The organism is Vibrio sp. A1-1 (genome assembly GCF_021728175.1).
Classification (GTDB): Bacteria; Pseudomonadota; Gammaproteobacteria; order Enterobacterales; family Vibrionaceae; genus Vibrio; species Vibrio diabolicus.
The window spans coordinates 74,801-89,854 of record NZ_JAKKCL010000017.1; the positions used below are offsets into that span (position 1 = coordinate 74,801).

At 45.3% G+C, this 15,054-nt stretch carries 12 protein-coding genes; 4 read left to right on the plus strand and 8 right to left on the minus strand.

Annotated features, from left to right (window positions below):
- Positions 1–95: 95 nt before the first annotated feature.
- Positions 96–1,262: a serine protease gene (locus tag L3V30_RS20020; RefSeq protein WP_114323867.1), complete on the minus strand. Its 1,167-nt coding sequence runs from the start codon at positions 1,260–1,262 to the stop codon at positions 96–98.
- 323 nt (positions 1,263–1,585) lie between these two features.
- Between L3V30_RS20020 and L3V30_RS20025 the strand changes: the two genes are divergently transcribed.
- Entirely contained in the window at positions 1,586–2,035 is a 450-nt protein-coding gene (locus L3V30_RS20025) for a CBS domain-containing protein (protein ID WP_005391583.1), read from the plus strand.
- A 124-nt stretch (positions 2,036–2,159) separates the two neighbouring features.
- Here the strand turns inward: L3V30_RS20025 and aceA are convergent, their stop codons facing one another.
- From aceA to L3V30_RS20040, 3 genes are all read right to left on the minus strand, one after another.
- Positions 2,160–3,473, minus strand: a complete 1,314-nt coding sequence (gene aceA, locus L3V30_RS20030) for an isocitrate lyase (RefSeq protein ID WP_005391585.1) — start codon at positions 3,471–3,473, stop codon at positions 2,160–2,162.
- 120 nt (positions 3,474–3,593) lie between these two features.
- Positions 3,594–5,222 (minus strand): malate synthase A, encoded by a 1,629-nt coding sequence (gene aceB / locus L3V30_RS20035; protein WP_237309644.1) that lies wholly within the window; start codon positions 5,220–5,222, stop codon positions 3,594–3,596.
- 606 nt (positions 5,223–5,828) lie between these two features.
- On the minus strand, positions 5,829–6,734 hold the full coding sequence (locus tag L3V30_RS20040; RefSeq protein ID WP_005383681.1) for a hydrogen peroxide-inducible genes activator: 906 nt from the start codon (positions 6,732–6,734) through the stop codon (positions 5,829–5,831).
- 199 nt (positions 6,735–6,933) lie between these two features.
- Here L3V30_RS20040 and L3V30_RS20045 point away from each other — a divergent pair, with 199 nt between their 5' ends.
- The 3 genes from L3V30_RS20045 (at position 6,934) to ppk2 (ending at position 9,419) form a co-directional block, all read left to right on the plus strand.
- Complete coding sequence (locus L3V30_RS20045) at positions 6,934–7,545, plus strand: peroxiredoxin C (protein WP_005381738.1); 612 nt, start codon at positions 6,934–6,936, stop codon at positions 7,543–7,545.
- 277 nt (positions 7,546–7,822) lie between these two features.
- A complete protein-coding gene (locus tag L3V30_RS20050; protein ID WP_237309645.1) occupies positions 7,823–8,572 on the plus strand; it encodes a copper homeostasis protein CutC in 750 nt (249 codons plus the stop codon).
- A gap of 70 nt (positions 8,573–8,642) precedes the next feature.
- Positions 8,643–9,419 carry a polyphosphate kinase 2 gene (gene ppk2 / locus L3V30_RS20055; protein ID WP_170892550.1) on the plus strand — a complete coding sequence of 259 codons (777 nt, stop codon included), beginning with the start codon at positions 8,643–8,645 and terminating at the stop codon, positions 9,417–9,419.
- A 62-nt stretch (positions 9,420–9,481) separates the two neighbouring features.
- On the opposite strand, the gene phoU is transcribed toward ppk2, so the two are convergent.
- Genes phoU through L3V30_RS20075 form a run of 4 tightly spaced genes read right to left on the minus strand, consistent with a single transcriptional unit; the run spans position 9,482 to position 14,951 of the window.
- Positions 9,482–10,180: a phosphate signaling complex protein PhoU gene (gene phoU / locus L3V30_RS20060; protein ID WP_005381744.1), complete on the minus strand. Its 699-nt coding sequence runs from the start codon at positions 10,178–10,180 to the stop codon at positions 9,482–9,484.
- A gap of 30 nt (positions 10,181–10,210) precedes the next feature.
- Entirely contained in the window at positions 10,211–11,029 is an 819-nt protein-coding gene (gene pstB / locus L3V30_RS20065) for a phosphate ABC transporter ATP-binding protein PstB (protein WP_005381745.1), read from the minus strand.
- 2 nt (positions 11,030–11,031) lie between these two features.
- Positions 11,032–12,705, minus strand: a complete 1,674-nt coding sequence (gene pstA / locus L3V30_RS20070) for a phosphate ABC transporter permease PstA (protein ID WP_237309646.1) — start codon at positions 12,703–12,705, stop codon at positions 11,032–11,034.
- A 41-nt stretch (positions 12,706–12,746) separates the two neighbouring features.
- On the minus strand, positions 12,747–14,951 hold the full coding sequence (locus L3V30_RS20075; RefSeq protein WP_237309647.1) for an ABC transporter permease subunit: 2,205 nt from the start codon (positions 14,949–14,951) through the stop codon (positions 12,747–12,749).
- Positions 14,952–15,054 lie beyond the last annotated feature (103 nt).

Here is a 15,054-nt window from a genome sequence, read left to right on the forward strand (position 1 = left end):
GGCATTATTTTTCAGTTTAAGTCGAAAGAAATGGAACATTAAAAAGCAAAGCAGCGCATAACGCTGCTTACTTGTTTAGTATTCAAATCGCCCTATCAAACCTCACGCCTTCGCCACCACGCCAAGGGCACGAATAGACCCAATAGCCACAGACCGAGACTGCCACCATCATCATCTGCCCCTTTGAAATCACAGTTATTAGTTGCGATACCGTCGTGACACTCTTTATCTCCGCCGACTTCGTTATTAGCCTCTTTAATAAAGTTCGGTGCAATGATGTAGCTACTTGGTGGCGCATCGGCAGTAATGTAAGACTGTACCCAGTCGTAATATTGGCTCACCTTGGTGTAGAAACTTGGAATCGTCAAAGAGCCACAAGTCGGAAGAATGAGAGGTCCACCGCTAACAATACCAATCTGTTTGCCCGTCGCCACATCGACCAGCGGCCCCCCACTGTCACCTTTACATGCAGAGTTGCCATATTGGGTGTGGCTATCCGGCTCTAATACTCGGTTTTTCGTTGGTAGCGTACAAATTTTGGTTTGGTTTTCTCTTGAGTCGATGATCCCCGGAAAACTGCTGCCAATTTCTAAACGCTCATAACATTTGTCGATGGGTAAAAATGTACTAATGGTGGTTTTGAGCGTATTGGAAGGTTCAGAAGCATCCGGCTGAGTGGTCCCCCACCCAAACACTTGCACATTTTCGACACGTTGATTGGTCAGGTAATTATCGTTCCAATCCGCTGCCAACCGCGCTTCGATACTCTCCATGTCGGCTTTGTTTGCTAAGTCAGCAAAGCTTGCGTTTGCCACTGGGCGCGTGAGATACAGCAACGCGATGTCTGAGTCTAAACCGGTTTGGATAGGTTTCACGTTGCCATTACTGTCGGTCTCAGCTTTTGAAATCCGCGTGTAATCAGGGTGAACCACAACGTGAGACACCGGATAGAAGTTATCAAGCCCTGCTGAATTAAGTTCATGCACATTCGCATTCACCGACAACTCGCCCGGAGGGGTCACATAGTAGCTTGCTTCGTTCGTTCCCTGCCCCATTACCACGCAGTGTGCCGCAGTCAACACCCACTGCTCCGTCAGCATGGTGCCGCCACACAGTGGGAACTCTGCCATATTACTTGCTCGTAAAGTAACACGATCAACAGAGTCGGTTAGTTCATCTCCTAACACAATCGCCTGTGCTGATTGCACACTGAATGCCGCCACTGCCAGCGCAATGAGTTTGTTACACGTTGTTCTTTTCATTTAGGTTGCTGTCTTCAATTTGGTAAGCCTGAACGTATCTTCTTCGAGAGACGAATCTTGGAAAATCCAGCGAATAAAAATGTGCGATTCAATTCATTGGATTACCTTGGCGGTCCATTCAATATCAACCCAAAATGCCAACTGACTCGCACACAAACCGACTTATTCAAATTAATAAAAACGTCGATAAGACACAGATTACGCAGACAAAAAGAAGCGCAAGTGTATTGTGCTATTTAATTGATGAAAAACGAGTTAGCTCCCAGATATACAGAAAAATATTCTCTATATTTAAGAGAAGGACAATGCCGCTGGAGGTCTCTATGATCAAGGTTGAAGACATGATGACTCGTAATCCTCATACCTTACTGCGCACGCACACCTTGCGTGATGCAAAAAGCATGATGGATGCGCTTGATATTCGACATATTCCGGTTGTTGATGCCAATAACCACTTACAAGGCTTGGTGACTCAACGCGACATTCTTGCTGCTCAAGAATCGAGCTTGCACCCAGATGAGGCTGAACAATCTTTTACTCTAGATACACCGCTCTACGAAATGATGCACACCAACATCATGACGGCCGAACCCATCGCGGGGCTTAAAGAGAGCGCTATCTACATGCAAAAGCACAAAGTTGGCTGTTTACCTGTTGTCACCAAGGGTCGATTGGTAGGCATCATTACTGACAGTGACTTTGTGACCATTGCGATTAACTTATTGGAACTGCAAGAAGAAGTGGAACCCGAAGAAATCGAGCCAGAAGAATAATACGCAAACGCGTTATCTTGGGTGTAAATTTCGTTTCTTAAACGTTTTAAACGAAAAAAGAGCGGCAAGGTTGCCGCTCAAAATGCCATTACTGACGCTGATTAAGGAAGTGTTTCTCTGCCAATTAGAATTGGTCTTCTTCGGTCGAACCTGTCAATGCGGTCACTGAAGAGTTACCACCTTGGATAGTATTGGTCATTCTATCGAAGTAACCTGTACCTACTTCTTGTTGGTGTGCAACAAATGTATAGCCTTTTTCTGCCGCCTGGAATTCAGGACGCTGAACTTTCTCAACATAATGACGCATACCTTCACCTTGAGCATAAGCGTGTGCCAGTTCGAACATGTTGAACCACATGTTGTGAATACCTGCTAGCGTGATGAATTGGTACTTGTAGCCCATGTCTGCCAACTCTTGTTGGAACTTAGCAATGGTTTCTGCATCTAGGTTTTTCTCCCAGTTGAATGAAGGCGAGCAGTTGTACGCCAACAATTGATCTGGGTATTCAGCGTGAATCGCTTCTGCAAACTTACGTGCTTCTTCCAAACATGGCGTAGCCGTTTCACACCAAATCAAATCTGCATATGGTGCGTAAGCCAGGCCACGAGAGATGGCTTGGTCGATACCAGCGCGAACGCGGTAGAAACCTTCTTGAGTACGCTCACCTTCAATAAAGTCTTTATCGTATGGGTCGCAATCTGACGTAATGAGATCCGCCGCATTCGCATCAGTACGAGCAATAACTAATGTTGTTGTACCCGCCACATCAGCAGCCAAACGAGCAGCAACCAGTTTTTGCACCGCTTCTTGCGTAGGAACTAATACCTTACCACCCATATGGCCACACTTTTTCACCGATGCTAACTGGTCTTCAAAGTGAACGCCCGCTGCGCCTGCCTCGATCATCGATTTCATGAGCTCGTAAGCGTTAAGCACACCACCAAAGCCTGCTTCAGCATCCGCTACGATAGGTAGGAAGTAATCAATACCACCTTCATCTTCAGGCGATTTACCTGCTGACCATTGGATTTGGTCTGCACGACGGAACGAGTTATTGATGCGTTTTACTACTGACGGTACAGAATCGACTGGGTATAGAGACTGGTCAGGATACATCGTCGAAGCGGTGTTGTTGTCCGCCGCTACCTGCCAACCAGATAGGTAAATCGCTTCAATACCAGCTTTAGCTTGTTGAACAGCTTGGCCGCCAGTTAACGCACCAAGACAGTTTACGTAACCTTTTTTCGCGCTACCGTTGACCAGTGACCAAAGTTTGTCTGCACCACGTTGTGCAATTGTGTTAGCTGGTACCATAGAGCCACGCAGTTCCACCACTTCCTCAGCAGTGTATGTACGCTTTACATTTTTCCAGCGCGGGTTAGTTGCCCAGTCTTTTTCCAGAGCTTCAATTTGTTGGCGGCGAGTTAAGTTAGTCATTGGTCTATCCCTCTTTATAATTTGCACTTTATGCGTGTGCGTTGAGTTTCCGTTCTCAGGCAGTACTTCCCTATCTGCCTTGAAAATCCTTCACGTTATTGGTGTTACAGTTATTCTTTATTAATCCAGGTAGTCATAACCAGGAACTGTTAAAAAGTTGGTCAGCTCATCGCTCGTAGTGAGCCTTGCCATCAAGTCTGCCGCTTCTTCAAATCGACCCGCTTGGTAGCGCTGCTCGCCAATTTCTTGTTTCACTACTTCAATCTCTTCTTTTAGATAGAGCTCGAACAGATCCTTAGTGACCTTCAATCCGTTATCTAGCGACTTGCCGTGTTGAATCCATTGCCAAATAGAAGCGCGAGAGATTTCAGCTGTCGCCGCATCTTCCATCAAGCCATAAATCGGTACACAACCATTACCAGAAATCCAAGCTTCGATGTATTGCAGCGCAACACGAATATTGTGGCGCATTCCGGCTTCTGTACGCTCGCCTTCACAAGGCTCGAGTAGTTCAGCCGCTGTAATAGGTGCATCCTCTGAACGACTCACATCCAATTGATCGGTGCGCTCGCCCAGTACAGCACTAAAAACTTCCATCGCGGTGTCAGCCAAACCTGGATGAGCTACCCAAGTACCGTCGTGACCGTTGTTTGCTTCTAGCGATTTGTCAGTCTGGATCTTGTCTAATACTTTTTGATTCTCTTGCGGGTCTTTCGCTGGGATAAAGGCGGCCATTCCTCCCATCGCGAAAGCACCTCGTTTATGACAAGTACGCACCAATAATCGCGAGTAAGCGTTCAAGAATGGCTTATCCATCGTAACCACTTGGCGATCTGGCAGTACGCGTTCTGAGTGCTTCTTCAAGGTTTTGATGTAGCTAAAGATGTAATCCCAGCGACCACAGTTCAAACCAACAATGTGTTCTTTAAGCGAGAACAGAATCTCATCCATTTCGAATACGGCTGGTAAAGTTTCAATCAGCACAGTCGCTTTGATGGTGCCTGTATCAAGACCGAAATAGTCTTCCGTGAAATGGAACACTTCGCTCCACCACTTCGCTTCGTGATGCGATTGCAGTTTTGGAATGTAGAAATAAGGGCCGCTGCCTTTTTGAAGTAAGGCTTTGTAGTTGTTATAGAAGTACAGAGCGAAATCGAATAGTGCACCTGGAATGATCTGACCGTGCCACGTAACGTGTTTTTCTTTTAAATGAAGGCCGCGAACACGGCAGATCAACACCGCTGGGTCATCTTCCAGCTGATAATGCTTGCCATTGCCAGGGTTGGTGTAACTGATGGTGCCATTCACGGCATCGCGTAAATTCACTTGCCCATCCAGCACTTTACTCCATGCTGGAGACATTGAATCTTCGAAGTCTGCCATAAACACTTTTACATTCGCATTCAGTGCGTTAATCACCATCTTGCGATCAGTTGGTCCGGTAATCTCCACACGGCGATCTTGCAGATCTTGTGGAATTCCCAGGATCTTCCAGCTTCCTTCACGGATGTCTTGTGTCTCTGGTAAAAAGTCTGGCAGTTCACCTGCATCGATACGCGCTTGCTTCTCTTCTCGTGCTTCCAGCAACTGCTCAACACGTCCGGCAAATTTTTCACACAGTAGAGATAAAAAGGTTTGGGCTTCAACAGGGAAAATTGCTTGATGTTCTGGAGCAACGACTCCATTCACCTCAAGCATGCCTTGGGTTTGCTTTAGTTGTTGTGTTTTTTGTTCTGTCTGAGCAAGCATAATCATTCATCCTTAACGTGCTTTATCCATCTTGGGCAGTCAGCGTAAAGCTACATTTGTAAGTTATGAACAACAAATTACATCCTTTAACTTTGTGTTCAACTCGTCTAGCCATGTCGATAGATTGCGTAATGTTATGTGTATTTTCAATCTAGACATAAGTCTTATCGGCCTTTAAATAAGCTATCTCAACAAAGGGTTTAACGAAACCCCCAAGATAAACAAAACAGAAAATTCGAAGTTTTATTCGGCAGGGTAAAAACCGCCTATCGAACACCTATTTTTGTAAGTTATTACGTAATTAAATTACATTAATTTTAAGGTCGATTTATCATTTCAAACGAGTGTATGAATATAGACTGGCAAACAAACACCTTGTATTCACAAGGGCTGGCAAGATGGATTCAAACAAGGGTCAAACAAGACATACTAGGTTTTGTGTAAAATTAACATTGTGAAATTTCACTATTTTATGAAAGCTTCATCAAAGAAGAGCTGTAAAATTTTACAAGTCAAAGTTCACCAACAGAATAAAATACTAGAAAGCGCACTGTTTTCAGTGCGCTTTTAGATAAATAATGGAGATGTAGAGGCTAATACTAATAGCTAAAGCAGTTCGGAAACGACTTCTGCAAGCTGATTAAATGTTTTCGTTCTTGATGAACTCGGACGCCAAACTAAGCCAATTTCACGATAGGCTTGCTTTCCTGGGGGATCGATCACGACTAAATTCTGGTTATGTAACAGGCCGTGGTCGATAGCCATTTGAGGAATGAACGTCGTTCCCAAACCATTCGCAACCATTTGCACCAAAGTATGAAGGCTGGTTGCTGTAAACGGATTAATTTTTTCTTTATCTGTTAATTTACACGCTGATACCGCGTGTTCCGTTAAGCAATGCTCTTTCTCTAATAAAAAGACGGATTCGTCAGGTAAATCTGCGTAACGAATCGGCACAGGCACCGATTGGGCTTGATTCGCACTAATAACCATTCGAAACGGATCCTTACCCACCACTCGACTTTCCATACCGTCAATTTCAACTGGCAACGCTAAAATGAGTACATCCAACTCACCGTGTCTAAGCGCTTGAAGTAAGTTTGTTGTCGTGTCTTCTCTTAATAAAAGATTCAGTTGTGGGAAACGGTAGTTAACCTCTTGCACCAAATCACACAGTAAAAACGGAGCAATTGTTGGTATGCATCCCACTTTTAGCTGGCCTTGCATATCGTCGCCTTGGCACATACGTCCAAGCTCGACCAAATCTTGCCCTTTTGCTAACAGCTCTCGCCCCTGCTTTACTACCATTTCTCCTGTTTGGGTAAAAACCAGTGGACTTTTCTTGTCTTTCTTTTCATACAATGGACAACCAATCAATTCCTCTAAGTTTTGAATACCTTTACTTAAAGTCGACTGACTAACAAAACAACGCTCTGCAGCGTCACTAAAATGTCTTGTTTCATGCAGTGTGACTAAGTAGTGCAACTGCTTCAAACTGGGCCATTTATTCATAATTGTATTTGTATCTACCGCCGTTCCAGTGATCGAGTTAAGAGTTTTGCTATTATCGTTTTTTTCGATTAACTCAATCTATTTATTTCGCTTTTTTCAATACTACAATCTGTACTATAGTTTGTCTCGTACAAACACGGACCAAACCGACACAACTGAATTCGGTTTGGAACTAACCATACTTTTTAGGAGCAAAAAAATGGTACTAGTAGGTCGTCAAGCCCCTGATTTTACTGCAGCAGCTGTTCTAGGTAACGGTGAAATCGTTGAAAACTTCAACTTTGCAGAGTTCACTAAAGGTAAGAAAGCAGTAGTATTCTTCTACCCACTAGATTTCACTTTCGTTTGCCCATCTGAGCTAATCGCATTCGACAACCGTCTAGCTGATTTCCAAGCTAAAGGTGTTGAAGTAATCGGTGTTTCTATCGATTCTCAGTTCTCTCACAACGCATGGCGTAACACTGCTATCGAAGATGGCGGTATCGGTCAAGTTAAGTACCCACTAGTTGCTGACGTTAAGCACGAAATCTGTAAAGCTTACGACGTTGAGCACCCAGAAGCAGGCGTTGCTTTCCGTGGTTCTTTCCTAATCGACGAAGAAGGCGTTGTACGTCACCAAGTAGTTAACGACCTACCACTAGGCCGTAACATCGACGAAATGCTACGCATGGTTGACGCTCTTAACTTCCACCAGAAGCACGGCGAAGTATGTCCTGCACAATGGGAAGAAGGTAAAGCAGGTATGGACGCATCTCCAAAAGGTGTTGCAGCGTTCCTATCTGAGCACGCAGCTGACCTAGGCAAAAAATAATAGACCTTCCCCCTAGCTCAACGGGTGTGATGGTTGGATGTATATAAAGCAAAAAGCTAATGCGGAAAACCGCAAACGCCAATCAGTCTAAGTAAAGTCCTATCAAAGCCCAGAGCAAATGCTCTGGGCTTTCTTTTACCTTCAGATAAACCGCCAAAATGAGGTAACGCTGCAGCGTAAACTTTACCTCTATTTCTCATGCCCTCCATACAGATTCTGCTTACTGGCCCTGTTAATATCTTAGCCACAACACTTATTTGTAACGTTAGCAGGATGAATGAACGTGGTTACTCACCTAGAAGTCTGTATCGATAATATTGAATCTCTGCACTACGCCATTGCTGGCGGCGCCACTCGGATTGAGCTTTGCTCCTCTTTGGCTTTAGGCGGGCTAACACCCAGCTATGGCTTTATGCAGCAAGCCGCTAAGCTTTCGACTATTCCGGTTTATGCCATGATTCGCCCACGCCAAGGTGACTTCTTCTACTGTGAAGAAGAGATCGAAATGATGCGTTGGGATATTGAAGCTGCTCACCAATCGGGCTTGGATGGTGTGGTTTTAGGTGTACTCACCCAAGAGGGGGATATCCACATGCCCTTTGCAACAGCACTGTGCGAATTCGCACAGGAATTAGGGCTGGGCATAACGTTCCATCGTGCTTTTGATCAATGTAGAAACGCTCAATCAGCATTGGAAGAGGTCATCAGTTTGGGCTGCGAACGCATTCTCACTTCAGGGCTCGCACCTTCTGCGCCAGCAGGCCAGAAAGTACTTAAATCTCTTGTTGAACAAGCCCAAGGACGCATTGCAATCATGGCGGGTGCTGGCGTTAATGCGAGTAACGTACGTGCATTAGTAGAAGACACTCAAGTTCCTGAAATCCATCTGTCAGGCAAAACGACTCGACCTAGTAAAATGAGCTTTGTTGCTGAACAAAGCAAAATGGGCGCAACTGATGTCGATGATTTCTTAATCCCCATCACAAGTACACAAGCCATTACCGATGTCGTAGCAGCTCTCAAATAGACCACCGTAACCTCACACGCATAGCTTTTGAGTGCTAACATATTGTTTATCAAGGAGTGAGGAAAGGTGTATGTCTAAATTGAAGAAAAAGGAATACGAAAAGGAGCTCAAAAACCTTCAAGTTGAGCTCGTAAAACTTCAAGAGTGGGTCAAACACAAAGGGTTAAAAGTGGTGGTTCTGTTTGAAGGCCGTGATGCTGCGGGCAAAGGCGGGGTGATTAAACGCATCACAGAAAAGCTAAACCCGCGTGTTTGTCGCGTGGTCGCTCTGCCTGCACCGACAGAAAAAGAAAAAACGCAATGGTACTTCCAACGTTACGTCGCTCATTTACCATCTGCTGGTGAAATCGTTTTATTTGACCGAAGTTGGTATAACCGAGCAGGTGTCGAAAAAGTCATGGAGTTCTGTACTCCAAACGAATACGAAGAGTTTTTACGCTCTTGCCCTGAATTCGAAAGAATGTTGCAACGCTCTGGGATTATTCTGATTAAGTATTGGTTTTCGGTTTCAGACGAAGAGCAGGAAAAACGTTTTCTAGGCCGAATTAATACGCCGATCAAACGTTGGAAATTCAGCCCAATGGATTTGGAGTCACGTCATCGCTGGGCGGAGTATTCGGAAGCAAAAGATAAGATGTTTGCCTATACAGACACGAAAAACTGCCCTTGGTGGGTCGTCCCTTCTGATGATAAAAAGAAAGCGCGCTTGAACTGTATCAGTCATTTACTAAGCCAGATTGATTACAAAGCACTTGAGTACTCACCCATCGAATTACCTGAACTCAATAAAGAAGGTTACGTCAGAGCGCCCATTGATGATCAGACCTTCGTGCCCGATAAATATTGACGTGCTTTCCCTCTCCCTAATAAATAAACCAGACTAAAAGCTGGTCTATTTATTGAAATCAGTTACTTCAGTACGTCATCAATGCTTTGATCACCTAGATGGCGTACATCTTTCCCTTTCACGAAGTAAATAATGTATTCACAGATGTTCTGGCAACGGTCCCCCACGCGTTCAATCGCGCGTGCAGACCACATCACTTGCAGAATATTGGGGATATTTTTTGGGTCTTCCATCATGTAGGTCATCAACTGACGAATTACCGCTTCATATTCGGCGTCTAGCTTGTCATCTTGTTTGTGCACCTCTGCTGCCGCTTCTACATCCATGCGGGCAAACGCATCCAAAACCTGATGCAGCATATTAATTGCCTGACGGCAGAGAGGCTCTAACGACACTTGGAACTGTCGTTCTTTTGATGATGGGCTTTCAATGGCAACGTAAGCAATGCGTGTCGCCACGTCACCGATACGTTCTAAATCAGTGATCGTTTTGATGATAGCCATGATTAAGCGCAAGTCTTTTGCCGTTGGCTGACGCTTAGCAATAATGCGTGTGCAGGCGTCATCGATCGAGACTTCCATTGCATTCACTTTATGATCGTCACGCACAACCTTACGCGCCAGTTCGATGTCTTCTTTATGCAAGGCTTGAATAGCATACGAAAGCTGCTGTTCTACCAAGCCACCCATGGTTAATACATGAGTACGAATCGATTCTAGCTCTACGTTGAATTGTCCTGAAATATGACGTCCAAAGTGCATGATGTTCCTTATTCCGTATAGAGTCGCGACTTAACCGTATCGACCCGTAATGTAATCTTCGGTCTGTTTCTTCATTGGCGAGGTGAAGATCGAGTCCGCGTCAGAGTATTCAATTAACTTACCCATATGAATGAATGCGGTGTGATCACTCACTCGCGCCGCTTGCTGCATGTTATGGGTAACGATAACGACAGTATATTGAGTCTTAAGCTCATTGATAAGCTCTTCAATAGTTAAAGTTGAGATTGGATCCAACGCTGATGTCGGCTCATCCAATAACAGGACTTCCGGCTCAATCGCCACCGCGCGCGCAATGACCAAGCGCTGTTGCTGACCACCAGATAAACCAAATGCGTTCTCATGCAAGCGGTCTTTGACCTCATCCCACAACGCCGCCGAGCGCAAGGATCGCTCCACTGCGTCATCTAAACTGCGGCTGTTTTTTACACCTTGTAAGCGTAAGCCATAAACTACGTTTTCATAAATAGACTTAGGAAATGGATTGGGTCTTTGAAACACCATCCCCACTCGGCGTCGAAGTGTCGCAACATCGACATTGGGATGATAAACATTCTTGCCATGTAGACGCACTTTGCCTGTGACTCGACACCCTTCCACTAAGTCGTTCATGCGATTGATGCAACGTAATAACGTCGACTTTCCACACCCTGAAGGACCGATAAAAGCGGTGACTCGCCCTTTGGGAATTCGCATCGAAATATCATGCAGCGCCTGAGTTTGACCATAGAACAGATTAAGGTTCTCGATTGAGATGGCTGTTTGTTCATCCGTTAAATTATGAACGTCCAATGGTGGCTCATAACCTAATGTACTATCAAAATTAAACATACTTAATCTTGTCCTAACGTTCTGTATTTTTCTCGTAAATTATTGCGAATACTGATTGCTGTTAAGTTTAGCCCGACAATCACTGTCACAAGTAAGAAAGAGGTAGCATAAACTAATGGTCGCGCCGCTTCGATGTTGGAGGTTTGAAAGCCAACATCGTAAATGTGAAAACCTAAATGCATGAACTTTCTATCCAAATGCACATAAGGGAATTGCCCGTCAACCGGTAAACTGGATGCCAATTTCACGACCCCCACCAGCATCAGTGGCGCTACTTCGCCAGCTGCACGTGCAATCGCAAGGATCAAACCTGTGATAATAGCTGGCGTCGCCATAGGTAAAACCACACGCCATAGTGTTTCGAACTGAGTTGCACCAAGCGCCAGAGAACCATGTCGTACTGAGCTCGGAATACGAGTTAAACCTTCTTCTGTCGTCACAATCACAACTGGAAGCGTCAGCACGGCAAGAGTTAGTGCAGACCATAACAAACCCGGCGTACCAAAGGTTGGTGCCGGTAGCTTCTCAGCATAGAATACGTTGTCGATAGAGGCACCAATCGTATAAACAAAGAAGCCTAAACCAAACACGCCATAAACAATCGATGGAACACCCGCTAGGTTTATAACCGCAATACGAATAACCCTGGTTAGAGCGTTGTTCTTAGCGTATTCATGCAGATAGATAGCAGCGATCACCCCAAGTGGCATCACAATGATCGACATGATAAGTACTAAGAAAACCGTACCAAATATCGCAGGGAACACGCCTCCTTCAGAGTTCGACTCTCTTGGATCTTCAGATAAAAACTTCCAAACCTGCTTCCCCCAGTGCATGACTTTATCAGGCAGTGACATTTGGTTTGGGTACCAGTAGTCCAAAATGTCTTCGAGCGGAATCGATACTTGTGAGCCCGTCATATCCTCGACAATCAGGGCATAGCCAGAAAGCTGTAATCGTAAGCCATCAAGCTGTAAATCTAACGTCGCCAGAGCTTTCTCTATCCGCTCTTTTTTCGTCTGATTTTCCTTTAAGAAGCTTTCTGTCAGCGTGTCATTCAACTCATGCTTGCGCTTTTCTAATCGCAACTGCTCTAGCTTCCAACCAAGCTCTTTAAGCTGATCGACAACCAAAGAGTCAATCTCATGGCGCAGAGTTCCTGCATCATCCAGTTTTTTGTTCAAGACGGATTGAATATCGTTGGTGTATAAGTTGTCTCCATCCTGAAACGCCACCAGCTTACCAAAAAAGTAACCGCCACTACTTCGCTCGATCACTGCCCACTCTTTTGGCGTCGTGGGCTCATCCAACTGCATTTGCAATACGGAGATAAAATCGGCGGGATACAACTCTCGGTTAGCGATTTTGATACTGAGTCGCGTGGCAAAGTCTTCATCGTCTTCTAATTGCTGCGCCGCGCTTTCAGGCAGATAACTCTTCGGTACAAAGCTGCGTTCATACACTTGACCAATCAGAATAGTATTTTCATGTAGCACTTCGCCTTGTACAGGCGTCAATGCTGCAACATTCCACTGATACAAGGGAGCTGGCCAAAAGTAAGTCAGGCCTTTCCAGCCGATAAGGAGTAACAACCCTAATACCGACAACAAACTGATGCTGACTGCACCGCCTGTTAGCCATATCCACGGTGCGCCAGAACGAATCCAATTTAACACGTTATTACTCGCTCTTTACTCGCTCTTTATTCAAACCATTATTACAACGCACGGTACTTGTCTCTCAGTCTCTGACGAACCCACTCCGCAAGCGCGTTTACTGCAAACGTAAACACAAACAAAATCAATGCAGCTAGGAACAGCAGGCGATAATGCGAACTTCCAACTTCCGACTCTGGCAACTCAACGGCGATGGTCGCCGACAGGCTGCGCAATCCTTCCAAAATATTCCAATCCATTAATGGCGTATTGCCCGTTGCCATTAACACAATCATGGTTTCGCCAACAGCGCGTCCCAGGCCCATCATAATGGCAGAAAAAATACCTGGGCTTGCAGTAAGCAAGACAACATAGATTAAAGTTTGCCAAGGCGTGGCCCCTAATGCCAAAGAGCCATCCGATAAATGCTTCGGTACAGAGAAAATGGCATCTTCGGCAATGGTAAAGATCGTCGGGATAACAGCAAACCCCATCGCTAACCCCACCACCAATGCATTACGTTGATCGTAACCAATGCCATGCTCGGTTAAGAACAAGCGCATATCGCCACCAAAGAACGTCTGCTCAATCGTAGGCGAAATCCACACTCCAAGCCCAATCAGTACCAATATGACAGGCATGAGCACTAATGCATGCCAACCATTAGGCAGACGATTCCGCAAAGGTTGCGGTATTAATGCCCATAGCCCGCCCATAATCATGGTGCTCAAGGGCAAAACAAACAGCATGACGACGATCGTAATCAGGTGATCTTCGACAATAGGCGCGAACCACAGCCCCGCTAGGAAACCAATGATCACCGTCGGCAGTGCTTCCATTAGCTCAATCGACGGTTTTACGACACGACGCATGCGTGGCGACATAAAGTAAGCCGTATAAATAGCACCTAGCACTGCGAGCGGTACTGAAAACAGCATCGCAAACATCGCCGCTTTTATCGTCCCAAACGCAATAGGTACTAGGCTGAACTTAGCCTCAAAGTTATCGCTCGCCGAAGTCGATTGCCACACATATTCAGGCTCAGGATACCCTTCGTACCACACTTCTTGCCATAATGAGGACAATGAAATTTCCGGATAGGCATTGTCCACTTCCGCAACATTTAACGCATTATTTTGCCAAGTGATTAAGTAGCGTTCATTGTTAGACATTGCTGCGATTGCGGGCGCTTGATTGTACGCACGCTTAAACAACACCAGTTTTTCACTGGTTGTATAATGGCTTTGCAACGTGCCGTTGGTGTAAAAGCTATAAAATCCTTTGCGATGAGAATCCGGCAACAAATACTTAAGCTCTGATGCCAATTTAAAATCACGAATATGCGTTAACGTGCGTCTCTCTTCTTGCAGCGTGTCAAACCATTGCGACACCCGACCATCGTTGTGTGTCACCAAAAGCGAGTAAGCACCAGCCAGTAGGTCCATTGTACGAACGGAGTGCTTCTTATCACCTTGAGTGAGGTCGACCACCTCTCGCACAGCAAATTTACGTGCGGTTTTCTTTAACACGATCAACTCAGAGCCATCGCGCAAATAAAGCGTTTCACCATCAGGTGTCAATAACATTTGCTGAGGTGCATCAAAGCCTGAAGAGAACGTAAAATCGATCGTTGTCGGAGGCGTACCCAAAGACGAAGCCACTTGCCAACGAGCCTTCACTTCACCGCTTTGTGTCTGCCAAACAATTGTTGGTAAGGGCGTTGAAGCTGCAAACACAAACTGAGTCACAGGATCTTGAGGCGTACTCAGCGTCAGATCCATGCTGGTGTCTAGCTCAATCACTTCCGGAGGACGTGTATTTTCTCTCAACGTGGCATTAAATTCAGGCTTGAAAAGGTGCGCTTTACTCTGCCCATCAACAAACCCATACCAACCTAGTCCAGGAGCAGATTGAGAGAAAGCGACGGGTTCCTGGACGATTTGCTGTTTATACACCGCAGGCTTCGTAGGATCGTCCATCGACAAATATTGAATCTCACCACTTTGGGTTAGAACGAACGCGAGCTGAGCGTAATCATCCACAGAAATCGCCAGTGGTGTTTCAATATGGGAGGCTCGAATGGCTTGGTTGGTTTTGATCTCCGCATCAGAAAAAAGCGGAATGATCACCATGGCGAGGTAGACAAAGATCAAAATAAGCGCCGCGAGTACGCCGACACCACCGGATGTCACTGCAAGTCGAACTAAACGATCTTTTATCAGTCGTTTCTTATCTTTTTCCTGCAATGAAAACTCGGCTTGTGCCATTTAAATCTCTACCTTTTTTGACTTAGTACTAGAATATGTCGTTAAGATGACAATTATATTACAGATCACATTAAACACCTGAAAAGAATACAACTCTTATGCA

Coding starts and splice junctions, on each gene's coding strand:
- L3V30_RS20020 (WP_114323867.1), bottom strand. CDS start 1,262: ATGAAAAGAACAACGTGTAACAAACTCATTGCGCTGGCAGTGGCGGCA.
- L3V30_RS20025 (WP_005391583.1), top strand. CDS start 1,586: ATGATCAAGGTTGAAGACATGATGACTCGTAATCCTCATACCTTACTG.
- aceA (WP_005391585.1), bottom strand. CDS start 3,473: ATGACTAACTTAACTCGCCGCCAACAAATTGAAGCTCTGGAAAAAGAC.
- aceB (WP_237309644.1), bottom strand. CDS start 5,222: ATGCTTGCTCAGACAGAACAAAAAACACAACAACTAAAGCAAACCCAA.
- L3V30_RS20040 (WP_005383681.1), bottom strand. CDS start 6,734: ATGAATAAATGGCCCAGTTTGAAGCAGTTGCACTACTTAGTCACACTG.
- L3V30_RS20045 (WP_005381738.1), top strand. CDS start 6,934: ATGGTACTAGTAGGTCGTCAAGCCCCTGATTTTACTGCAGCAGCTGTT.
- L3V30_RS20050 (WP_237309645.1), top strand. CDS start 7,823: ATGAACGTGGTTACTCACCTAGAAGTCTGTATCGATAATATTGAATCT.
- ppk2 (WP_170892550.1), top strand. CDS start 8,643: ATGTCTAAATTGAAGAAAAAGGAATACGAAAAGGAGCTCAAAAACCTT.
- phoU (WP_005381744.1), bottom strand. CDS start 10,180: ATGCACTTTGGACGTCATATTTCAGGACAATTCAACGTAGAGCTAGAA.
- pstB (WP_005381745.1), bottom strand. CDS start 11,029: ATGTTTAATTTTGATAGTACATTAGGTTATGAGCCACCATTGGACGTT.
- L3V30_RS20075 (WP_237309647.1), bottom strand. CDS start 14,951: ATGGCACAAGCCGAGTTTTCATTGCAGGAAAAAGATAAGAAACGACTG.